The 19,760-nt window shown below is 57.3% G+C and carries 22 protein-coding genes; 10 read left to right on the forward strand and 12 right to left on the reverse strand.

Annotation, left to right across the window (positions count from 1 at the left end; all coding sequences use genetic code 11):
- Positions 1 to 11 precede the first annotated feature (11 nt).
- Together AC2FID_RS05830 and AC2FID_RS05835 are read left to right on the forward strand one after the other, a co-directional pair.
- Complete coding sequence (locus AC2FID_RS05830; protein ID WP_496835871.1) at positions 12 to 899, forward strand: PhzF family phenazine biosynthesis protein; 888 nt, start codon at positions 12 to 14, stop codon at positions 897 to 899.
- Entirely contained in the window at positions 896 to 1,765 is an 870-nt protein-coding gene (locus tag AC2FID_RS05835) for a hypothetical protein (protein WP_496835872.1), read from the forward strand. Before AC2FID_RS05830 ends, AC2FID_RS05835 begins: the two co-directional genes overlap by 4 nt.
- On the opposite strand, the gene AC2FID_RS05840 is transcribed toward AC2FID_RS05835, so the two are convergent.
- From AC2FID_RS05840 to trxB, 5 genes are all read right to left on the reverse strand, one after another.
- Positions 1,762 to 2,619 carry a hypothetical protein gene (locus AC2FID_RS05840; protein ID WP_496835874.1) on the reverse strand — a complete coding sequence of 286 codons (858 nt, stop codon included), beginning with the start codon at positions 2,617 to 2,619 and terminating at the stop codon, positions 1,762 to 1,764. The two genes, AC2FID_RS05835 and AC2FID_RS05840, sit on opposite strands and share 4 nt — an antisense overlap.
- Before the next feature lie 111 nt (positions 2,620 to 2,730).
- Positions 2,731 to 4,449 carry a bifunctional sulfate adenylyltransferase/adenylylsulfate kinase gene (locus tag AC2FID_RS05845; RefSeq protein ID WP_496696156.1) on the reverse strand — a complete coding sequence of 573 codons (1,719 nt, stop codon included), beginning with the start codon at positions 4,447 to 4,449 and terminating at the stop codon, positions 2,731 to 2,733.
- A 206-nt stretch (positions 4,450 to 4,655) separates the two neighbouring features.
- A complete protein-coding gene (locus AC2FID_RS05850; protein WP_496760838.1) occupies positions 4,656 to 6,326 on the reverse strand; it encodes an adenylate/guanylate cyclase domain-containing protein in 1,671 nt (556 codons plus the stop codon).
- Between the two features lie 51 nt (positions 6,327 to 6,377).
- Positions 6,378 to 6,854 carry an RES family NAD+ phosphorylase gene (locus AC2FID_RS05855; protein WP_282118986.1) on the reverse strand — a complete coding sequence of 159 codons (477 nt, stop codon included), beginning with the start codon at positions 6,852 to 6,854 and terminating at the stop codon, positions 6,378 to 6,380.
- Positions 6,855 to 6,858: 4 nt separating this feature from the next.
- A complete protein-coding gene (gene trxB / locus AC2FID_RS05860; RefSeq protein WP_282118987.1) occupies positions 6,859 to 7,800 on the reverse strand; it encodes a thioredoxin-disulfide reductase in 942 nt (313 codons plus the stop codon).
- A gap of 226 nt (positions 7,801 to 8,026) precedes the next feature.
- Between trxB and AC2FID_RS05865 the strand changes: the two genes are divergently transcribed.
- The gene (locus AC2FID_RS05865; protein ID WP_058275538.1) at positions 8,027 to 8,527 is read left to right on the forward strand and encodes an Lrp/AsnC family transcriptional regulator; all 501 of its coding nucleotides are present in this window, start codon (positions 8,027 to 8,029) and stop codon (positions 8,525 to 8,527) included.
- Between the two features lie 117 nt (positions 8,528 to 8,644).
- On the opposite strand, the gene AC2FID_RS05870 is transcribed toward AC2FID_RS05865, so the two are convergent.
- From AC2FID_RS05870 to lgt, 5 genes are all read right to left on the reverse strand, one after another.
- Positions 8,645 to 9,427 carry a Hint domain-containing protein gene (locus AC2FID_RS05870; RefSeq protein ID WP_282169096.1) on the reverse strand — a complete coding sequence of 261 codons (783 nt, stop codon included), beginning with the start codon at positions 9,425 to 9,427 and terminating at the stop codon, positions 8,645 to 8,647.
- A gap of 332 nt (positions 9,428 to 9,759) precedes the next feature.
- Complete coding sequence (locus tag AC2FID_RS05875; protein WP_282118988.1) at positions 9,760 to 9,888, reverse strand: hypothetical protein; 129 nt, start codon at positions 9,886 to 9,888, stop codon at positions 9,760 to 9,762.
- Positions 9,889 to 10,157: 269 nt separating this feature from the next.
- Positions 10,158 to 10,916 (reverse strand): peptidoglycan editing factor PgeF, encoded by a 759-nt coding sequence (gene pgeF, locus AC2FID_RS05880; RefSeq protein ID WP_496835877.1) that lies wholly within the window; start codon positions 10,914 to 10,916, stop codon positions 10,158 to 10,160.
- Entirely contained in the window at positions 10,913 to 11,980 is a 1,068-nt protein-coding gene (locus AC2FID_RS05885; protein WP_496835879.1) for a class I SAM-dependent methyltransferase, read from the reverse strand. Before AC2FID_RS05885 ends, pgeF begins: the two co-directional genes overlap by 4 nt.
- Complete coding sequence (gene lgt / locus AC2FID_RS05890; RefSeq protein ID WP_109313258.1) at positions 11,977 to 12,864, reverse strand: prolipoprotein diacylglyceryl transferase; 888 nt, start codon at positions 12,862 to 12,864, stop codon at positions 11,977 to 11,979. Before lgt ends, AC2FID_RS05885 begins: the two co-directional genes overlap by 4 nt.
- Before the next feature lie 97 nt (positions 12,865 to 12,961).
- On the opposite strand from lgt, the gene AC2FID_RS05895 reads away from it, so the two are divergent.
- From AC2FID_RS05895 to AC2FID_RS05915, 5 genes are all read left to right on the forward strand, one after another.
- Complete coding sequence (locus AC2FID_RS05895; RefSeq protein WP_108859295.1) at positions 12,962 to 13,210, forward strand: accessory factor UbiK family protein; 249 nt, start codon at positions 12,962 to 12,964, stop codon at positions 13,208 to 13,210.
- A gap of 313 nt (positions 13,211 to 13,523) precedes the next feature.
- The gene (locus AC2FID_RS05900; RefSeq protein ID WP_058275545.1) at positions 13,524 to 14,024 is read left to right on the forward strand and encodes a type III secretion system chaperone family protein; all 501 of its coding nucleotides are present in this window, start codon (positions 13,524 to 13,526) and stop codon (positions 14,022 to 14,024) included.
- A gap of 36 nt (positions 14,025 to 14,060) precedes the next feature.
- Complete coding sequence (proC, locus tag AC2FID_RS05905; RefSeq protein ID WP_108859296.1) at positions 14,061 to 14,876, forward strand: pyrroline-5-carboxylate reductase; 816 nt, start codon at positions 14,061 to 14,063, stop codon at positions 14,874 to 14,876.
- Positions 14,869 to 15,207, forward strand: coding sequence for a tRNA-binding protein (locus AC2FID_RS05910; RefSeq protein ID WP_496835882.1), 339 nt, complete (start codon positions 14,869 to 14,871; stop codon positions 15,205 to 15,207). The genes proC and AC2FID_RS05910 overlap by 8 nt, the downstream gene beginning before the upstream one ends.
- Positions 15,207 to 16,157, forward strand: a complete 951-nt coding sequence (locus tag AC2FID_RS05915) for a 2-hydroxyacid dehydrogenase (protein WP_496835883.1) — start codon at positions 15,207 to 15,209, stop codon at positions 16,155 to 16,157. The genes AC2FID_RS05910 and AC2FID_RS05915 overlap by 1 nt, the downstream gene beginning before the upstream one ends.
- Here AC2FID_RS05915 and AC2FID_RS05920 read toward each other — a convergent pair.
- A complete protein-coding gene (locus tag AC2FID_RS05920; protein WP_108859299.1) occupies positions 16,154 to 16,732 on the reverse strand; it encodes a thymidine kinase in 579 nt (192 codons plus the stop codon). The two genes, AC2FID_RS05915 and AC2FID_RS05920, sit on opposite strands and share 4 nt — an antisense overlap.
- 355 nt (positions 16,733 to 17,087) lie before the next feature.
- Between AC2FID_RS05920 and AC2FID_RS05925 the strand changes: the two genes are divergently transcribed.
- Together AC2FID_RS05925 and AC2FID_RS05930 are read left to right on the forward strand one after the other, a co-directional pair.
- Positions 17,088 to 17,549 (forward strand): hypothetical protein, encoded by a 462-nt coding sequence (locus tag AC2FID_RS05925; RefSeq protein ID WP_058275729.1) that lies wholly within the window; start codon positions 17,088 to 17,090, stop codon positions 17,547 to 17,549.
- A 63-nt stretch (positions 17,550 to 17,612) separates the two neighbouring features.
- Positions 17,613 to 18,617, forward strand: a complete 1,005-nt coding sequence (locus AC2FID_RS05930) for a hypothetical protein (RefSeq protein ID WP_496835886.1) — start codon at positions 17,613 to 17,615, stop codon at positions 18,615 to 18,617.
- A gap of 10 nt (positions 18,618 to 18,627) precedes the next feature.
- Here the strand turns inward: AC2FID_RS05930 and AC2FID_RS05935 are convergent, their stop codons facing one another.
- Complete coding sequence (locus tag AC2FID_RS05935; protein ID WP_496835887.1) at positions 18,628 to 19,752, reverse strand: beta-ketoacyl-ACP synthase III; 1,125 nt, start codon at positions 19,750 to 19,752, stop codon at positions 18,628 to 18,630.
- Between the last annotated feature and the right edge of the window lie 8 nt (positions 19,753 to 19,760).

Here is a 19,760-nt window from a genome sequence, read left to right on the forward strand (position 1 = left end):
AGGCACCAAACATGAGTTGGTTTGATTTTGACTGGGTGGACGCATTCAGCGACCGCGCCTTTGGCGGTAATGGATGCGCCGTGGTGCATGGTGGGGCCGTCCTACCCAAAGATGTCTGCACGGCATACGTGCGCGAAACGTCCTTGGTCGAATGTACCTTTACCGGGCCGTCTGACGTGGCCGACTTCCAAGTGCGCTATTTTCTGGCCAGCCGTGAAATCCCTTTTGCGGGGCATCCAACCATTGCCACTGTCGCGGCGATGCGGTCGCGTGGGCTGTTTCAGGGGGATGCACTGACACTGGACACCGGGGCAGGGATCGTTTCCATCCAACTCAATGGTGATGAGATTGAAATGACGCAGGTTGCCCCGCAATTTGGTGCGATGGTTCCTGCCGATCTGGTTGCCGCCGCCATCAGCCTGCCGGAAAGCGCGATCATCTCCCCACCTCAGATGGTATCCACAGGGTTGCCTTTTTGTGTCACCGTTTTGCGTGATCATGAAGCCTTGCGCGCCGCGAAGTTGGTTGAAGAACCTTTGCGAAAAGTGATCGAAGCAGGCAGGTATTCGGGGTCGGACATGGCCGAGCCCTTCCTTGTGACGCTGGAAGGTGCGACCGAGGCGGGCGACACATTCTCACGTCTGTTGATGCTGCCGCCCAGCCCGCCCGAGGATCCCTTCACGGGATCCGCAACCGGGGCGATGGCAGCTTATCTTTGGAAGTATGGTTTGATGCCCAAAGATACGTTTACGGCAGAACAGGGCCACGACTTGGGCCGCCCCGGCCAAGCGACCGTTACACGCGTTGGACCCGCCGATGCGATGACCGGTATCAAGGTGGCGGGTCGCGGCTATATTCTAATGCGCGGTCAGGTCAATTTTCCCGGGCAACTGTCATGACCGAACCCGCGATCGCCATCCTGCCTTACGGGCATCGATTAGGGCCGAAACTGGCTTCGGTTCCATTGTCCGATCTGATCTGGCCCGAAGGGTGCCCCGAGCGCTTGATGGGCAAAACAGTTGGCGATCTTGAGCGTACCGACCATCTGATTATGTATCCCAATTCTACCGTGCATTTGCGCCTGCGCCGGGGCACCCGCGCCCGGATTTCGCTGATGATGGGCGAACCGTCGGCAATTCACGCCAAGCACGACAAGATGCTCCGCTACACATGGCGGCGGTTCTTTCGGGTGATGACGTTTCATGATGTGCTGTTGCGAAACCTTCCCAATGCGGTGTTTCTGCCCTACGGCGTGACGATGGTGCCGGATTGGCGTGACCTCAACGTAGAGAAAACGAAGTCCTGCTCGCTCATTGCCTCAGCCAAACGCGATCTGGAGGGGCACCAACTGCGCCATTCGGTGATTGACTGGGTGCGGGAAACGGGTGCTGACGTTGATATCATGGGGCGGGGATACATGCCATTTGACCGCAAATCCGACGGCTTGGCCCCGTATCGCTATTCCGTTGTGATCGAGAATGTTCGCGAGAAGAACTATTTCTCGGAAAAGCTGACAGATGCGATCTTATGCTCAACGGTCCCGATCTATTGGGGGTGTCCGAATATAGGGGACTTCATGGACACAGCCGGTATGATCCTCTGCGAATCCGAGGCCGACATTCAGCGCGCGATCAACAGCCTGTCCGCTGACGACTATGCCGAACGCCTGCCGCATCTGAAAGCTGCGCAAAGCAAGGCGGCAGAGTTCGGTGACTTTGAAGGCCGTGCGGTGCGGACCCTGCGCGAACAGATAAACGCGGCCTAGTGGTGCGATGGCCGCGGGGCCAGCCACCCCACCGGCAAGATCGGATTCGCCGAGGCGTCGATCCCATGTCGAAGGCAAAGCCGCTGCAGATATGATCCGCTGACCGGCAGCCCGGCGGTTTTGCCTGCCATGAACTTTTTCTGATGTCCGTAGATGTGGACTGAATGCACCTTATCCCGTTCGATCTCGGCCGTGGAAATGCGCGGATCGTGCAGTTGCCATAGCTGATCCTTGTCCAAAGGATAGAACACTTCCGGCTGCATCGCGTGGCTGTCTTCGCCAGTCTGGCGCAGAAAGAACTCCAGCGCCTTGGGGCCAGAGCTGCCCCAGGGCAGTGTTTCAATGCCCCAGGTTTCACCGTTTCGGATGCGCCTGCGATTGTGTCGAAGCAGCCGACCGCCGCGCCAGGGCTGTGTTGGGTTGGCAGAGGTCACGAAGTCAATCCATAACGCCAGTGTCTCTGAACCTTCCGGCAGCCGCAGGACGCCGTTGGGAAAGGTGCCTGATTGCGACGACCCGAAAACGTAAGCCGAAGAAAAGTCGAATGGCCTGACGCAATATGCATCCAGATCGACCCAGATGAACGGAGTTTTCTGCATAAGCCGCAGTCGAAAGATGTCAGAAAACACTGCGACCCCTAACCGGTCTTCCGGTCGAAAATCAAACGGCGCTGGCCAAAGGATATCAGAAGCGGGCCGTATCTCGGTGCCGCTAGGCACGCCTTGGATGTCATGCACGGTATACAGTATAAACCGGTGACCGTTATCCAGATAGGATTGAATGCATAACGCCTCGAGCCAGCTCAAGTCTGAACCAAACCAGAAACTGGCAATTGCAGGCAGGTCGCGGGTCATGGGCACATTGCGTTTTGGTTAGGGTCTGCATTTGCACCAAGGCAGCGTGCGCTTGTCAATCCAACAAAAAAAGCGGCCAATGCTGGCCGCTTTGCTTGTTCGTTGTAGCAGTTAGGATGCTGCAATGAGACCCATGCTTTCCAGTTTCAGGAGAACTTGATGGGCGCAGTTGTCGACCTCGACATTTTCGGTCTCGACGCTCAGTTCGGGGTCCGCGGGAACATCATAAGGGTCCGAGATTCCGGTGAACTCTTTGATCTTGCCTTCGCGGGCCAGCTTGTACAGTCCCTTGCGGTCGCGGCGTTCGCATTCCTCAATGGTGGTGGCCACATGAACCTCGCAGAAGGCGCCGAATTGCTCGATCTCTTCCCGGACCGCACGGCGGGTCGTGGCATAGGGCGCGATCGGGGCGCAGATTGCGATGCCGCCGTTCTTGGTTATCTCGCTGGCTACATAGCCAATGCGGCGGATGTTCAGGTCGCGGTGTTCCTTCGAAAAGCCCAGCTCTGACGATAGATTTTTCCGAACGATGTCACCATCCAGCAATGTGACAGGGCGGCCGCCCATCTCCATCAGTTTGACCATAAGCGCGTTGGCGATAGTGGATTTGCCCGAGCCCGAAAAGCCGGTGAAGAACACAGTAAAGCCCTGCTGGCTGCGCGGTGGGCGGGTCTTGCGCAATTCGGCGACAACCTCGGGAAAGCTGAACCATTCCGGGATCTCCAGACCTTCGGCCAGACGACGGCGTAACTCGGTGCCCGAGATGTTCAGGATAGTGACATTGTCCTTGTCCAGAATCTCATCGTTTGGCTCGTATTGCGCGCGTTCCTGCACATAGACCATGTGTTTGAAATCGACCATCTCGACGCCGATCTCATCCTGGTACTTGCGGAACAGATCCTGCGCATCGTAGGGGCCGTAGAAATCTTCGCCCTGACTGTTCTTGCCCGGGCCCGCATGGTCACGGCCGACGATAAAGTGGGTGCAGCCATGATTTGCGCGGATCAGCCCGTGCCAGACGGCCTCGCGCGGGCCGGCCATGCGCATTGCCAGGTTCAACAACGACATCGATGTGGTCGAGGCCGGGTATTTGTCCAGTACCGCCTCATAGCAGCGCACGCGGGTGAAATGATCCACGTCGCCCGGTTTGGTCATGCCCACGACCGGATGGATCAGCAGGTTGGCCTGCGCCTCTTTCGCGGCGCGGAAGGTCAGTTCCTGGTGCGCGCGGTGCAGCGGGTTGCGGGTCTGAAACGCAACGATACGCCGCCAGCCGACTTTGCGGAAATAGGCGCGCAGCTCGTTCGGAGTGTCGCGGCGCGCGCGGAAGTCATAATGGACCGGCTGTTGAATACCGACCACAGGCCCGCCCAGATAAACTTTGCCCGCGACGTTGTGCAGGTAGTTCACCGCCGGGTGGGCGTCGTCATCTGCACCAAAGACTTTTTCGGCCTCGCGTGCCTTGTTAGGCGTCCAGCGGTCCGTGACTGTCATGGTGCCCAGAATGACGCCTTCCTGATCACGCAGAGCGATGTCCTGGCCCAATTCGATTTTGTCGGCGAACGCCTCGTCTACGTCCAGAGTAATGGGCATCGGCCACAGTGTGCCGTCGGCCAGACGCATGTTCTCGACGACGTTGTCGTAGTCCGCCTCGCCTAGGAAACCTTTGAGAGGGTTGAACCCGCCGTTCATCAGCAGTTCCAGATCACAGATCTGGCGCGGGCTCAGGTCCCAGCTGGTCAGATCTGCGGCTTCCACCTTCAGTTTCTGTGCTGAATCGTAGGACACGAACAATTCGGGGATCGGGGCCAGGTTACTTAACATCGTCATGGGATTACTCTTGTAAAAGTGCTGCTTTGCCATTGATTAAGGGGCGTTTGCCCCGGCTTTTGGGTGAAGTCCATATACATTGGTGAAACAAAGGACGATATGCGCGGTTTTTTCACGCAATGGAAGGATATTCCGGTTTGTGTGGCAATCTGCGAAGCTGGTTCCCGAGGTGGGCAACAATTCCACCCAATTCAGGGCGAGTGTTCTTATGCAGCCGCACTGGCGCTCAAATCCGCCGCTTTAGGGACGGGCAGGGCGGGAATCGGTCGCGTCACGCCACGCAGGTCGAAAGGGCGAACCTGCCGCATATCGCCGTCATATCCTGCCGCCAGCAACAACTCTTCTGAGACCAAAAGTTCGCAGCCCAAGTTCTTGGTTTCCGCCTCTAACCGGCTGGCCACGTTTACGGTGTCGCCGATGATTGTACGGGCGGCGTGGCCCGCGGCACCGATTTCACCCAGAACAAGGTCCCCCAGATGCAGGCCCATTCCGATGCGGATCCGAGGGCTGCCCTCTGTTTCCAGCTGCTGGTTGAAACGCTGCAAGGCAAGGCTGATATCAATGGCCGCTTTCATCCCTGCCCGAGCAGAGCTTTGGGCGTCGTTGGTTTCGAACACGGCCAACAGGCCGTCGCCCATGTATTTGTCGACCACTCCGCCCTCGGCCGTGATCGCGGGGACGATGGCGTCGAAAAAGCGGTTTAGCAGGAAAACGATGTCGTAGGGCAGTTGGCCAGCGGTGCGCGAGGTAAAGCCGCGCATGTCCAGAAACAGGACCGCCAATTGCCGTTCCTGACCCTGGCTTGCATGTGCCCGGTGTCGGGCGCCATCTGGGCGGAACATGCGAAACGCTGTGATCGGAGCCATCGGTCGGATTTGACATGCCAGCCGGGCACCCGCCGGGGCGCTGACCGCAGCTAGGCTTCGGGCTTCGACCTCACCAGGTTCAGGCAGTTGATCCCCGCCCGCCTCGACAATCACGCGGCAGGTGGTGCAGCGCCCTTTGCCACCGCATAGCGCCGTGTGTGGAATGCCGTTGGCTTGGGAAATTTCAAGCAGGGTCATCCCTTTTTCGGCAACGACCTCAGGGCCTTGAGCGTACTTGACGCGCACGGAATGTCGGCGGCGCCACAGCTTGCGGATCGCAAATACCGCCAGGGATGCGCCAAGGGCCACCCAGAACGCCATGAGCGCATTGTCTTTTACGCTGAACAGGTGCTGGAAGTCTTCGGGAGAGGGCCAGTTGTAATGCTCGATATATTGTTCGCGCAAAAACGGGTCTGCAAAATCAGCCCAGATACGGCGCCCCTCCGTCAACACTCCGGCAAGGGCAAATGTCGGAACAAACACAGCCAGGCCAATCAGATATGGCACCAATTTGGGCCACCAGCGGGTCAGCCGCAGCCACATGTGCAGTCCGATACAGCCATGCACCCACACCACCAGCAACAACAGGCTTTGCATCCAGACCGCGTAGCTCGGCCACATCAGAACGATGATATAGCCCATTTCATCGTTCACATCGTAAACCGTGTTCGCATAGCGCGTTTGCACGATATGCGAGATCAGCTGCAATGGGATCAACAACCCCAGAACCATCTGCAACCCCGTGCTGAACGGCATGCGCAAAGTCCGGCGCTGGCTGATCGAGTACAGGGCTAACCCCGCGTGAATCAAAAGAGCAGCATAGAGTATTATGCTGCCTACATCGTGACGTGTGATTACATGCCGGGCATCCTGCATGTCATGCAGGTAGTCCGTGTGAAACAGACCAAGGCCGATGTTGATGAAGTGAAAGAACGCAAAGGCGAACAGAACTAGGCCGCTGCCGATCCTCAGCCGGGTCGCCCACCCGCCTTGCCACAGAACAGTTTTCAATCAGATCACCTGCGTTGGTCTCGCTTGAGGCCGAGTCTGATACGCCGCAGCTTAGCGGTCAAGCGCAGGTTGCGGATAGGGCGGTGTCCAATCTGTTGACGGCGTATTCACACGGATCAGCGAAGGAGACGGGTCGAACAGGACAATGTGGCTGAGTTCGGGGCGCGAGCGTGAGCTGTATAGCAACCCGTCAGCGCCTGCGTCACGCGCGCGGTCCGAGAACGTCCATGTCGGCGAGGTGCCCTGCTTGGCGTGAATGTCCTGCCAAACGACCGATGCCTTGCGCTGTCCACGTAAGTCGACCAGTTTTGCGCCTGTCACGGTTGCCCGCTGTAAGACCCGTGGTGGATCGCCCGCCGAAACATATCTTCGAATAGCGACCCCAGCACCTTCTGCGCTGAGCGAGGCGTAAAACGCCGTCTGCCCCGAGTAATGAAAACGCCCCTCTGGCGCCCGAGCAGGGGCCAAAGGGGCGTCCAATTGCGTCAGAAAAAGAATTCTCCAGACCGGGCCAGAGAATTCCAGCATCAGATCAATCCTGTTCGGCCAGGAAACGCTCGGCATCCAGCGCGGCCATGCATCCCATGCCGGCGCTGGTCACAGCCTGCCGGTAGATATGGTCCGTCAGATCCCCGGCGGCAAATACACCCGGCACCGAGGTCTCGGTCGAACCTGGCTTGGTCACGACATAGCCGCCCATATGGCTTTCCAGTGAGTCCTTGACCAGTTCATTGGCAGGTGCGTGTCCGATCGCGACAAAAACGCCTTTGCAGGGGATCTCGGTAATCTCGCCGGTCTTCACGTTTTTGACCCGCACACCTTCGACACCCAGCGGGGCATCGGTGCCGGTCACTTCTTCCAACTCGTGGAACCACAGGGGTTCGATTTTTTCATGCTTCAGCAGCCGGTCCTGCAGGATCTTTTCCGCGCGCAGCTCATCACGACGATGGATCAAAGTGACCTTGCTGGCAAAATTGGTCAGAAACAGCGCCTCTTCTACGGCGGTGTTGCCGCCACCGATGACCACGATTTCCTGTCCGCGATAAAAGAAGCCGTCGCAGGTCGCGCAAGCGGAAACGCCAAAGCCCTTAAATTTCTCTTCCGACGGCAGGCCCAGCCATTTGGCGCGCGCGCCGGTGGCCAGAATGACGGCATCTGCTGTGTAAACAGTGCCGCTGTCGCCGGTTGCGGTGAACGGGCGTTTGCTGAGGTCCAGATCGTTGATGATGTCACCGATGATTTCACAGCCCATCGCCTTGGCATGGTCCTGCATACGCACCATCAGGTCGGGGCCTTGAACCTCGGTGTCTCCGGGCCAGTTTTCGACCTCGGTCGTTGTGGTCAGCTGGCCGCCCGGCTCGATGCCCTGAACCAGAATCGGCTCCAGCATCGCGCGGCTTGCATAAACGCCGGCCGTGTAACCGGCCGGTCCCGATCCGATGATCAGAACCCTGGTGTGTCGTGTTTCGGCCATAGTACCCCCAACTCGATCTGCCTGATTGGGGCGCGTGGCCCCTGACGGATGGATATAGCGAGCGTCGCGCAGGGCTTAAACCCCCAACCTTTTGACAGGCAGTCATGCATTTGCGGCAAGGTGCCCAAAAAAAGAACATTGAAAATATAGAATATTGCGCAGGTGCGAAAGATAATTGCGCATTGGTCGGGTGCTGATATAACAACCGAAAAATTAGGAGCATTTCATGGTCGCGATACGGCTGGATGAGATTGACCGCAAGATTTTGGCAGAATTGCAGGCAGACGGTCGCATGACCAATGTCGAGTTGGCAAAACGCGTAGGTATTTCAGCGCCGCCTTGCCTGCGGCGCGTGCGTACGTTGGAAGAATCCGGGCTTATTCGCGGCTACCATGCCGATGTGAACTCACGCGAGTTGGGGTTCGAGGTTCAGGTCTTTGCCATGGTGGGGTTGGAAAGCCAGGCCGAATCCGAACTTAACGCATTTGAGGAACGCTGCCGCGAATGGCCGCTGGTTCGGGAATGCCACATGTTGAACGGCGAGGTGGACTTTATCCTGAAATGCGTCGCCCCCGACCTGAGCAGTTTTCAGCAGTTTCTGACGGGCGAGCTGCTGACTACGCCCAATGTAGCCAGCGTAAAAACATCGCTGGTTATTCGCGGCGCCAAGGACGAACCCGGCGTTCCCTTCGACGTTCTGGAAGAACGAATGAACCGGACGGCGTGAACATCATTCGCTTTTGATGCGATTTTGACGGCGGCAGAAATGCTGCGACCGTCAATGATAGAACCCAACTAATTATCAGCTGCATAATGCCCCCACACTGCAGTTAGTTTTTTGTTTTCAGGCCGTAAGCGCATCTATCTCACCGTCTCCGGCGCGTGGCAAAACCAGCGGGCCAAAATCGCTCAGCGATTCGATATGCGCAAACAAGTTCAGGTAGATCGATCTGAGCGATTGGCTAACCTGGCGTGCGGCATTGACTCCTGGATGGTATGATTCGAATTGCAGGCCATCGACCTTGATGACCGAATGACGTTTCAGGCAGATGTGAAACAGCTCAATCGGGGTCGGCGGCAATGTTTCGATCACGCTCATACCGTCCTGGAATTCATGGACAGGGGTCAGAATTTCGGCCCCGTCGTGTAAATGGCGCAGATGCGCAGGTGTGCCCAGCAGACGTGCTGCGGGTCCCGCGATTACGCCGGACAGCGGCTTTTGCATTCCAAATGTATCGGCCATGATCCGAGTTAGCGGGCGTGTTCGACCACGCGAATCCTCGCGTCCGGGAATCAGGGTCACCGACCCCTTCCACAACACGGTCTGCAGCGCGCCATCCTGTGTCAGAACCAAGTCGCCCGGCAGCAGATCTTCGATCGCCAATGGGCCGTTTTCGGTTTCCACCAGGGATCCGCGTGTAAAGGCACAAAAGGCGTCTTCGAACATGGGCAATGCCGGAGCGATGTGGCGCGTTTGCGAAACATCTCCGTTTGGCATCAAGGTACTGACCTCATAGCGCCGCAACTGGGCCTTTGGTCTTGCGTTTGTCCTCGGAATTTCGCGCAGCATGGCCGAAGTTTCGACCGCGTTTCTGGCTGCGCGCGTCAAGGAATGTGGAATTGTCATTTTCATTCCGTCCCCTCTAAAATACCGTTCAGACGGGTAAAGCCCTCCGTACAGGGCAACCTGACCGGCGTTTTCTTTGTCTTTAATGAGAGAGCGACCATTATGGGCACGCCATTCCGGCGTCGCGACGCGATAAGTTTTTGCTTTTCTTTGGTCAACACACTGACCCCCCAGACAAACTCACTAAAACGCAGGCGGAAATTACCTGCGCACACACACCCCTGAACATGGCCGCTGGAAATTTCAGCGGTTAGTCACACATCGGCCCGGAGCACCCCTCCGATGTGCGTCTTGACCCTTGGAACCGGCAGCATGGTTCCTTGGGCTTTTGGTCAGCGTTGGCGTGCCAAGCGGCGCGCGACCCTGACCGAAGTACTGGAAACCCGTTTCCACGGCATTTCCGGTGCCTGCTCTCGCGTCGCCGCAACAACGGCGCTAAGAAAGCGAGATTTAACCTTCATGTTATTATTCCTGCTCGTATCGGGGTGAACACCCGGTTTCCCTTGTCGGATCACTGTGATGCGTCAATACGGCACCGATAAGGCTGATCCGGGGTTAAAGCAGCAAAGTTGAAAGTCAGCAGATCCTCTTCTTTCGGAATGCCTCGCACTGCTGGATAATCGTTTGATAAACACCTGAGTACGGACAATAAAAATCAAAATGTCTCGACTCAAACAGACACAACAAATGTGGCAAAAAAGCGGCGTTTTTGCCACATTTGGGACGAGCCCTATAATTTTATGGCGGAAATCAGGCGGCCATAGTCGACTTCTTTCGCGTGGGTGGAGCGGCGGTAGGAATAAAACCTGTCCGGGTCCGAATAGGTGCAGTGCCGCGTCCATTCGGCCTCACCCACCCCGGCTTGCCGCAATTTGTGCAGACCATAGGCGGGCAGGTCGAACTGCAGTCGATCCCCATTGCCATTCGCAAAGAACCTAAGGTTTTCGGGTGAATCCGCCGCGAATTCATCCAGAAAATCTGGACCGACTTCATAGGCGTTTTGAGAAATCGTAGGACCAATGACAGCCACGGTGTTTTCCCGCTTTGCGCCCAATGCCTCCATCGCGTCCAGGGTTGCCTCCAATACACCGTCCAAAGCACCGCGCCACCCGGCATGCGCAGCCCCGATCACATTCGCGTCAGAATCGGCAAACAGGACCGGTTGGCAATCCGCTGTCAGAATCGTCAGTGCCAGTCCCGGGGTTGCGGTGACAACCGCATCCGCTTTGGGTTTGTCGCCATTTATCGGAGCGTCCACCGTCAGAACAGTTGGAGAATGCACTTGATGCACGCCAACCAAAGCGTCTGGGCTGACTTCCATCGCGGCGGCCACGCGCTGACGGTTCACTGCCACCGCTTCGGTTTGGTCCGACGAGCCATAGCCGCAGTTCAAGCCCGCGAATATTCCGGAAGAGGCACCGCCCCGACGGCTGAAGAACCCGTGGCGGACAGGCGATAAGATGTCCGAGGTCAGAATTTCCAATGTCATGGTTCCAGTCCCGGTGGAGGTGCAGCGTAAGAAGGATAGAGACCCAGTACTTTGAACAGATTTCCCATTTCCTCGGGATGCGTCAACCGGCGATGTGCAGCAATGAGCGTCTCAAGCTCAGACCCGCCGAGTGGCGCAGCCAGCGCCTGTGCGCGGGCCGTGATGCCCAACCGTTCCAGAAACATGCCCTGAGGTGTCAGCTTTGTATGGGCGCAACCGGCGGCCCGTGCGGCTATGGCAAGGGGCTCGAAATCTACATGCGCAGTCAGATCCGCCCGACCCGGAGCTTGCAGGGGATCAACACGTTCATGTGATTGCAAAGCTTGAAACGTGTCGCCCAGCGAATGCCAGTCACCGTAATCCACGATCAGACCCGCCCCGCCATAAGTGGCGATCCGCCCGGCGATCACGGTCAGGATCGGAATTGCGGCCGCGCAGAGTTCAACCAGATCGCCATCTTGGGTGTCTATCATGCGATCCGTTAGCGCGACCTGAGCTGTGTTCGGCCCCAGCCCATACGTCAGCGATTCACCCTGCACACCGATCAGACGTTCGCACCAGCCATCGCCGTCACGTATGAATTGGCGGACTGGCAGGGCATCAAAAAATTCGTTCGCCACCAGAAACAGGGGTGCATCGGGGAGGTCTGTGAGCATATCGATCCAACGCGGGTTGTGACCGCTCAGCGATTGCGCCTGTCTGTCCCGCAGGGCAGGGGAGGCTTCGAACAAAACAATTTCTGCGGCCTCGTGAAACCCGGATACGCTGCTGGTTGCGCGCAGGATATCCGCCATCAGGGTGCCGCGACCCGGTCCCAACTCTGCTAGAATGAATCTGTCCGGCTTGTCCTGATCCATCCAGCTTTGCGCCAGTGCAAGTCCGATCATTTCTCCGAACATCTGGCTGATTTCCGGGGCGGTGGTGAAATCCCCCTGCGCGCCCAGCGGATCACGAGTGGTGTAGTATCCAAACTTGGGGTTCAGCAGGCATTCAGTCATGAAATCGGCCACGCTCATCGGGCCATTCAGCGCAATTTGCGCCAGTAGGTGATCCTTAAGGTTCATTGAGTGCGTCGCGCGCGCAGCGCAAACCACAGGCCAAGCGCGATCATTGGCAGCGACAGCATTTGCCCCATGGTCAGGCCATAACCACCCACGTGCCATGCCAGCCCCAGCGGATTCCCGGCCGAGACGAACTGTGCGTCAGGCTGACGAAAGAACTCAACAATGAAACGCGAGGCACCATAACCTGCCAGAAATACACCCATCACCAGACCGGGCTTGTGAAACGCCCCACGTCGATAGGCCATCCACAGCAAAAGTGCGCCCAGCAACAAACCTTCCAGTGCGGCTTCATAAAGTTGTGAAGGGTGTCTGGCACACATCCCGGCTACAACACCCGGGCAGTCCTGTGCGGCACCACCTGGAAAGATCACCGCCCATGGAACGTCGCTGGGTCGCCCCCAAAGCTCGGCATTAGTGAAGTTCGCCAACCGCCCTAACAACAGCCCGGGCGGCACAGCATGTGCGATCAGATCAGCCAAAGACAATACCGGCACCTGGTAACGCCGAGCATAGAGATAGGACGCAACGACAACCCCCAGCAGACCACCATGGAAGGCCATGCCGCCCTGCCAGATCATCAAAATCTCTAGTGGATGCGATAAGTAATAGGCCGGTTGATAAAACAGAACGAATCCCAGTCGCCCGCCGAGAATCACCCCAAGGATGATCCAGGTGATCAGATCCTCTAGTTGCTGCGGTTTCATCGGTGGTGTTTGATCAGGCCAAAGGGCCGGACGCTTCAGCGCCGCAGTACCCAATCGCCATGCGATCAGAATACCGGCGATATAGGCCAGCGCGTACCATCTAAGTGCGAACTCCATCCCGAACAGCGAGATCGAGAAAACTTCGGGCGAAAGGTCGGGGAAATTCAGAACAGCCTGCATGTGCGTCTCATTGCCCGGGGTTAGCGGGGCAAGTCAACCTTGAGCCCGGGCCATTCTTTACCCATATAGAGACCAACCGCGATACCGGAGTAAAGCCATGCAAACCCGTAACAAGATTCTTGATGACGTTTCCCAACTGATGACCAATGCCATGGGCGTGGCCCAAGGCGCGAAAGACGAGGCCGAAAACGCGATGAAGTCGATGATCGACCGCTGGCTGGCCGACCGCGATTTCGTCACGCGCGAAGAGTTTGATGCTGTGCGCGCCATGGCCCAGAAAGCGCGCGAAGAGAACGCCGCACTTGAGGCGCGCATTGCGGCGCTTGAAGCCAAACTGGACAAATAAGTTCCGCACACTCGAGATTTTGAAAAAAGAAAACCGCCGCGCAATCCACGCTGGGATTGTGCGGTGTTGTGTATTCTGACGCCTTACCAAATTTAATCAAGACAAAGCTGGCGGTAGCACCAATATTTTGATCGCCGTTGCTGACTGTCCACAACTTATTGCTGTTATCCCCAACAAATAGGGTTGCCAGATCCCTGCCCGCGGCGCACCATATCTAGTACAGGCAGACTGGGGAAGCCCGGCTTGTAGAGCAAGCAACTAGCGCTGGGGCGCTGCCAGCCCCTAAAAGGCTAGAGATTAGTGAGGTGGCATTATGGCCCTTTCCGAACAGTTTCTCGAAGAAGACCTTCATCCAATCGACATTGTTGAACATCTTGCCGAACACCACGACTGGGATTTCGACCGGATCGGGGATGATCAGATTGCCATGGCTGTCGAAGGACAGTGGCGCACCTATTCGATCACCTTGGCCTGGTCCAACTATGACGAAACGCTCCGCATGGTGTGTTCTTTCGAAATGGAGCCGCCTTCCGAGCGTGAAAACGTGCTTTATGAGCTGCTCAACAAGATGAACGATCAGTGCTGGGCAGGGGCGTTCACCTACTGGGCCAATCAAAAGCTGATGGTCTACAGGTATGGTTTGGTTCTAGCGGGTGGCCAGATGGCCAGCCCGGAACAGATCGACACGATGATCACCGCTGCGGTTCTGAGCGCCGAGCGCTATTACCCCGCGATCCAACTGGTCACCTGGGGCAACCGCGATCCCGAGGATGCAATGCAGGTCGCCATTGCAGAGGCCTACGGCCGCGCGTAAAGCTTTGCCCCAAACCGGATAAGGAGAGGGGCAATCATGGACATGTCACGCGTCGCCGAGCAGGGGCTGGTTCTTCTGGGGTGCGGCAAGATGGGTTCGGCCATGCTCGCCGGTTGGCTGGAGCATGGCCTTCCTGCGTCAGCTGTCTGGGTGATTGATCCGTACCCCTCAGAATGGCTGAAGGCGCAGGGCGTCAATATCAACACTCCATTACCCGAGGCCCCGGCGGTCGTGCTGGTTGCCGTCAAGCCGCAAATGATGGGCGATGCGCTGCCATCGATCAAGGCGCTGGGCGGTGGCGGTAGCCTTTTCGTCTCGGTCGCGGCGGGTACGTCTATTGCAACCTTCGAGAATGTACTAGGCGAAGGCACTCCGATCGTGCGCGCCATGCCGAACACTCCGGCAGCAATCCGGCAGGGAATCACGGCGCTGATTGGCAATTTGGTTGCATCCGATGCTGATGTTTCTCTTGCCGAAAACCTGCTGTCCGCCATCGGTGACACAGTTCGCCTTGAGGAAGAATCGCAGATGGATGCGGTGACAGGTCTTAGTGGCTCTGGTCCGGCTTATGTCTTTCATCTGATCGAAACGCTGGCCGCTGCCGGGCAGGCTCAGGGTCTGCCGCACGATCTGGCGATGAAGCTGGCCAAATCCACGGTGGCCGGGGCAGGAGCTTTGGCAATGGCGGCCGACGAGGACCCTTCGCAACTGCGCGTCAACGTAACGTCGCCCAATGGTACGACGCAGGCCGCGCTTGAAGTGCTGATGCATGAGGAAGAAGGTTTCCCGGACCTGCTGCACCGCGCCGTCAAGGCCGCAACTGACCGATCCAAGGAGCTGTCCCGTGAGTGAGATTTCATTCGACGATTTTCTGAAGGTCGACATCCGCGTCGGCAAGGTCATCCGGGCAGAACCCTATCCTGAGGCCCGTAAGCCCGCGATCAAGATGTGGATCGACTTTGGTGACGATATTGGCGAGCGCCGAACCTCAGCCCAGATAACGGCGCATTACGATTCGGAGACGCTGGTGGGCAAACAGGTGATGGCCGTTGTCAATTTCCCGCCGCGCCAGATCGGCAAGTTCATGTCCGAGGTTCTGGTGCTGGGCCTGCCCGATGACAAGGGCGAGATCGTTCTGATCGGTCCGGATGGCGAGGTTCCAACCGGCGGACGGATGCACTGATGAAACTTTTGATCGCACGCCCCATGACCGCCGCTGTCGAGGCGCGCGCCCGCGCCGAGTTCGACGTCGAAATCCGCAGCAGCACGCTGCCAATGTCGCCCGACGAAATGCGGCGCGCATTGGCTGAGTTCGATGTGGTGGTTCCGACGCTGGGGGATCAGTTTTCGGCCACAATCTTCTCCGAAGTGCCGCAGCCGCGCTGTAAACTGCTGGCCAATTTCGGTGTGGGGTACAACCATATCGACGTCGCTGCCGCACAGACCGCAGGGATTCAGGTCACTAACACCCCCGGTGCGGTTACCGATGCCACTGCTGACATCGCGATGACCTTGCTGTTGTCGACCGCGCGCCGCGCGGGCGAGGGAGAACGGCTGGTCCGCTCGGGCAACTGGCAAGGCTGGCATCCGACGCAAATGCTGGGGCATCATGTGACCGGAAAACGCGTTGGGATCGTCGGGATGGGCCGTATTGGTCAGGCGATCGCGTGGCGTTGCCATTTTGGTTTCGGGATGGACGTGGCGTACCAGTCGCGCAGCCCGAAAGAGGTGGAATTTCCCGCAGAAAACATACCCGACCTGAAAGAACTGGCCGCTGCGGTCGATTTCCTGGTGCTCGCCGTGCCCGGCGGTGCGCAAACGCGCCACCTGATCAATGCGCCGGTGCTGGAGGCGATGAAACCTTCGGGCATCTTGATCAACATCGCGCGCGGAGAAGTTGTGGACGAACCCTCCCTGATCGCTGCCCTGCAATCCGGTCAGATCGCAGGCGCGGGCCTTGATGTTTATGAGTTCGAACCCACCGTTCCGCAGGCCCTGCGCGATATGGAGAATGTGACGATATTTCCCCATCTTGGCACCGCGACCGAAGAGGTCCGCACCGATATGGGGCATATAGCGCTGGACAACGTTACAGCTTTCGTCGCGGGGCGATCTTTGCCGAACCCGGTCTAGCGCCCGACGGCCTCGCGCCAATGTTTGCGGCAGAGCGAAACATAGGTTTCATTGCCGCCGATCTGTACCTGCGCGCCTTCGGTGATGGCGTTGCCGTTTTCGTCCTGACGGATGACCATCGTGGCCTTGCGCCCACACTCGCAAATGGTCCGCACTTCGCGCATCTCGTCCGCCAACGCCAGCAAGGCAGCGGAGCCGGGAAACAGGTGGCCCTGAAAATCCACGCGCAAGCCATAGGCAAGGACAGGCACCCGCAGATCATCCACCGCGCGGGCCAATTGCCAGACTTGCTCTTCGGTCAGAAATTGCGCTTCATCAATAAAGACGCAGGTGACGTTCCCTTTTTTCAGGCGCTGTTCAATCATCGCAAAAACGTCGGTTTCGGCGGCGAACGTGTCCGCATCAGCCGATATGCCGATCCGCGACGCAATCCTGCCAACACCGGCCCGGCCATCAAGGGCCGCGGTCATCAAATAGGTGTCCATCCCCCTCTCACGGTAATTGTGCGAGGCTTGCAGCAACACGGTCGATTTTCCCGCGTTCATCGTCGAATAATTAAAGTATAGTTTTGCCATGGGTTGGGTCTAAAACGCCTGTCCAATTCGGGCAAGCCATCAATAGCCTTCAATAAGCGACGCCGCCATTATCGTTGCGGAGGTCGAGCGTAAGCCCATTGGGGATGGATCCCCCCGCCCCAACAACGGCGACGCCGTCGGCCAACATGCGGCCTAACCGTAGCGGGACAAGAATACCGACCCGCAATCACTCATTACCGGCATTAAATGCCGCCACTCACTCACAAAACCCCCGCATATCTGAGGGATAGCCAACATATGACATTTCAATTATGAATCGAGTATGGGAATTTTCTTTTCCCTTTCCCCCGCAATGGCAGATTTAGTGGGGCGTGCAGGCAGTAAAGGTAAAAACATGGCAGATATCGGGGCCTACCTGAAAAAACACACAGAAGCGCTGGTTAAAGACGTGGGAATCGAATCCGCGTGCGAGATTACCGGCAAATCCAAAGCCACGTTGGGCCGTTATTATTCTGACAATGTCGAACATACTGATCGGTTCATGCCGGTCGATGCGGTGGCGCGGCTTGAGGCAGTGGCAAACTTCCCTCACGTCACCTCGGCGCTTGCCGATCTGAAGAATATCACCCTGTCCTATGACGGGCGCAATGACGACAGCCCCCGCACCGGTGGAGTGAATTCCGACGTCATCGCGCTGAGCCAGCGGTTTGCGATGCTGATGACCGAATATCAATCGGCGATCGAGGATGGCATCATCACGGTGAACGAAGCCAAGCGTCTGTTGAGGGAAACGAGCCAGCTGCAACAGGTCCTGCTGGACATGAAGCTGCACCTGGAAGAGGAAAGCGTGAGCTGACGGCGGTTTGCTTTGTTTTTGCTACGGTCAATTACCCCTCGCATGGGGATCACGCGATCAACTATGTTTGACTTCCATACGCCCAAGCTTCCTAAACCTCTGAATCTTGACCTTGCCTTGCTGAACGGCGGCGGGTCATGCCCGAGCCAGTTCTATGGCCAAACCCATGACGAACAGGATGTTTATGTTCGCTACCGAGGCGGTCGGCCGAGCGTTCAGATTGCTGAAAAACCAGGTGCCGACCCCATCAGCGCCGAGCCTATTTTGTCAGTTGATGTTGGCCCGACCTTAGACGGAACGATTTCGCAGAGGCAGTTCTGCCACTATTTTGGTGTCACTGTTCAGGGTGTTGTACCCACGGAAACCAGCCCTGATGCAGACAGAAACACTGACCTGTCCGGACAAACAACCTACCTTCGAGCTTACTTGGACCGGATCACGCTCGAAACGTCTCGGGTAATTTTAAAGGTCTGCACGCAGGCTTTTCCGAATGCGATTTTGGTGCGTCCGGTCTTGGACGAAAAGTTCAGGCTGAAAGAGTTGGCCGAGGTGACAACGGATGTAACTGATGATGGTGTTTGGCTGATCGACGGTACAACAAGCGTTGCGGACATAAAAACATGCCCAAGCCGTTACGTTTTGCCAAAGGAGGGGCAACTCCAGATTCATTTGAGATTCGATCTTTGGAAGTGGCCCCGCCCTCGGTACTCTCAAAGAAGCTGTGAAATTGCCTCTCAGGATCTGGGACGAAAGCTGATTGTCGCTGGTTTAAGGGGAATGCCCAAAGATGAAGAAGTGGCGTTTTCCAGTTTTCAAATTTCGACACAATTCCCGACGTCGGATATTGCGGCGCGGGCCGGGTTGTCCGCACTAGGTGATGCGCTGAAAGCGAAATTGCCCGAAGCTGGTTTAAAGCAGGTCAATTTGGACACGGATCAGGTTGTAGCGACGTTCACTCGGCCACTAGACCCAGCCTTGTACCAATGGTGTAAGTCAGAGCCAAACCGTTGGTTGGAAGTAACACGCGAGAGCCGCGACGGCCCTTGGCTTGGTGTTTGCCCCGAGTGATCTCGGCATATCACCCGTGCCGCTTTACAATCACCGACCCAACCGAATACCCCGCACCGAACGAACAGATAAGGCCGACATCTCCGTCCGACAGGTCATCCGAATACTTGGAGAACGCGATGATGGACCCGGCCGAGGAGGTGTTGGCATAATCCTGCAGGATGTTGGGCTGTTCGCTTACTTCGGGCTCGCGTCCCAGAACCTTTTTGCCGATGAAATCATTCATCGTCTTGTTGGCCTGGTGCAGCCACAGGCGCTTCAGGTCATCGCTGTTCACGCCTTCCGCGTCCATGTGATCTGAGATGTGTTTGCTGACCATTGGCAGCACTTCTTTGAAGACTTTGCGTCCGTTCTGCATGAACTGCATGTCACGGCGGTCGACCACCCCGTCAGGGCGTGAACGACGCAGGAAGCCGTTGTTGTTGCGGATATTGTTCGAGAATTCGGTCGCGCAGCGTGTCGACAAAATTTCGAAATGCGGACCCTTCGCGTCTTCGACCCGCTCGATCAAAGTGGCGGTGGCCACGTCGCCAAAGATGAAATGACAATCGCGGTCGCGCCATTCCAGATGGCCTGAACAAATCTCGGGGTTCACTACCAATGCGGCGCGGACCGAGCCAGAGCGGACCATGTCCGCGGCGGCCTGGATCCCGAAAGTGGCCGAAGAACAGGCGACATTCATATCAAATCCGAACCCGTTGATGCCCAGGGCCTGCTGAATCTCGATGGCGACGGCAGGATAGGCGCGTTCGTGGTTCGAGGCAGCGCAGATCACCAGATCAACGTCCTCGGCGCAGCGCCCGGCTTGTTTCAGCGCTTTTTTGCAGGCGTCCACGGCCATCTCGGTCATAATGCCCGGTTCGTCATCGCCACGTTGACGCAACAAGGGATGCATCACGTCAGGGTCCAGAACACCGTCCTTGTCCATCACATAGCGTTTCTCGATGCCGGAGGCCTTGAAGATGAACTCTTCCGATGAATGCTGCATCGGCTCAATCTCACCTGCCGCGATTGCGTCTGCGTTTTGGGCGTTCATCTTGTCGGCATACTTATTGAAAGCCGTGACAAGCTCGGCGTTGGTGATGACGTTTTCGGGGGTGAAAACACCTGAGCCAGTGATCGCGGGCGTGTACATGATAAGAC

This window comes from Ruegeria sp. CDSC068 (assembly GCF_059610545.1).

What these genes read in the sequence shown, in the direction of transcription:
- AC2FID_RS05835 (WP_496835872.1), top strand. Translation starts at nt 896, where the DNA reads ATGACCGAACCCGCGATCGCCATCCTGCCTTACGGGCATCGATTAGGG.
- lgt (WP_109313258.1), bottom strand. Translation starts at nt 12,864, where the DNA reads ATGCAGGCTGTTCTGAATTTCCCCGACCTTTCGCCCGAAGTTTTCTCG.
- AC2FID_RS05935 (WP_496835887.1), bottom strand. Translation starts at nt 19,752, where the DNA reads ATGTACACGCCCGCGATCACTGGCTCAGGTGTTTTCACCCCCGAAAAC.
- AC2FID_RS05855 (WP_282118986.1), bottom strand. Translation starts at nt 6,854, where the DNA reads ATGCTGGAATTCTCTGGCCCGGTCTGGAGAATTCTTTTTCTGACGCAA.
- AC2FID_RS05875 (WP_282118988.1), bottom strand. Translation starts at nt 9,888, where the DNA reads ATGAAGGTTAAATCTCGCTTTCTTAGCGCCGTTGTTGCGGCGACGCGA.
- AC2FID_RS05915 (WP_496835883.1), top strand. Translation starts at nt 15,207, where the DNA reads ATGAAACTTTTGATCGCACGCCCCATGACCGCCGCTGTCGAGGCGCGC.
- AC2FID_RS05900 (WP_058275545.1), top strand. Translation starts at nt 13,524, where the DNA reads ATGGCCCTTTCCGAACAGTTTCTCGAAGAAGACCTTCATCCAATCGAC.
- AC2FID_RS05895 (WP_108859295.1), top strand. Translation starts at nt 12,962, where the DNA reads ATGCAAACCCGTAACAAGATTCTTGATGACGTTTCCCAACTGATGACC.
- proC (WP_108859296.1), top strand. Translation starts at nt 14,061, where the DNA reads ATGGACATGTCACGCGTCGCCGAGCAGGGGCTGGTTCTTCTGGGGTGC.
- AC2FID_RS05885 (WP_496835879.1), bottom strand. Translation starts at nt 11,980, where the DNA reads ATGAACCTTAAGGATCACCTACTGGCGCAAATTGCGCTGAATGGCCCG.
- AC2FID_RS05840 (WP_496835874.1), bottom strand. Translation starts at nt 2,619, where the DNA reads ATGACCCGCGACCTGCCTGCAATTGCCAGTTTCTGGTTTGGTTCAGAC.
- AC2FID_RS05870 (WP_282169096.1), bottom strand. Translation starts at nt 9,427, where the DNA reads ATGACAATTCCACATTCCTTGACGCGCGCAGCCAGAAACGCGGTCGAA.
- AC2FID_RS05930 (WP_496835886.1), top strand. Translation starts at nt 17,613, where the DNA reads ATGTTTGACTTCCATACGCCCAAGCTTCCTAAACCTCTGAATCTTGAC.
- AC2FID_RS05920 (WP_108859299.1), bottom strand. Translation starts at nt 16,732, where the DNA reads ATGGCAAAACTATACTTTAATTATTCGACGATGAACGCGGGAAAATCG.
- AC2FID_RS05925 (WP_058275729.1), top strand. Translation starts at nt 17,088, where the DNA reads ATGGCAGATATCGGGGCCTACCTGAAAAAACACACAGAAGCGCTGGTT.
- AC2FID_RS05845 (WP_496696156.1), bottom strand. Translation starts at nt 4,449, where the DNA reads ATGACGATGTTAAGTAACCTGGCCCCGATCCCCGAATTGTTCGTGTCC.
- AC2FID_RS05830 (WP_496835871.1), top strand. Translation starts at nt 12, where the DNA reads ATGAGTTGGTTTGATTTTGACTGGGTGGACGCATTCAGCGACCGCGCC.
- pgeF (WP_496835877.1), bottom strand. Translation starts at nt 10,916, where the DNA reads ATGACATTGGAAATTCTGACCTCGGACATCTTATCGCCTGTCCGCCAC.
- trxB (WP_282118987.1), bottom strand. Translation starts at nt 7,800, where the DNA reads ATGGCCGAAACACGACACACCAGGGTTCTGATCATCGGATCGGGACCG.
- AC2FID_RS05865 (WP_058275538.1), top strand. Translation starts at nt 8,027, where the DNA reads ATGGTCGCGATACGGCTGGATGAGATTGACCGCAAGATTTTGGCAGAA.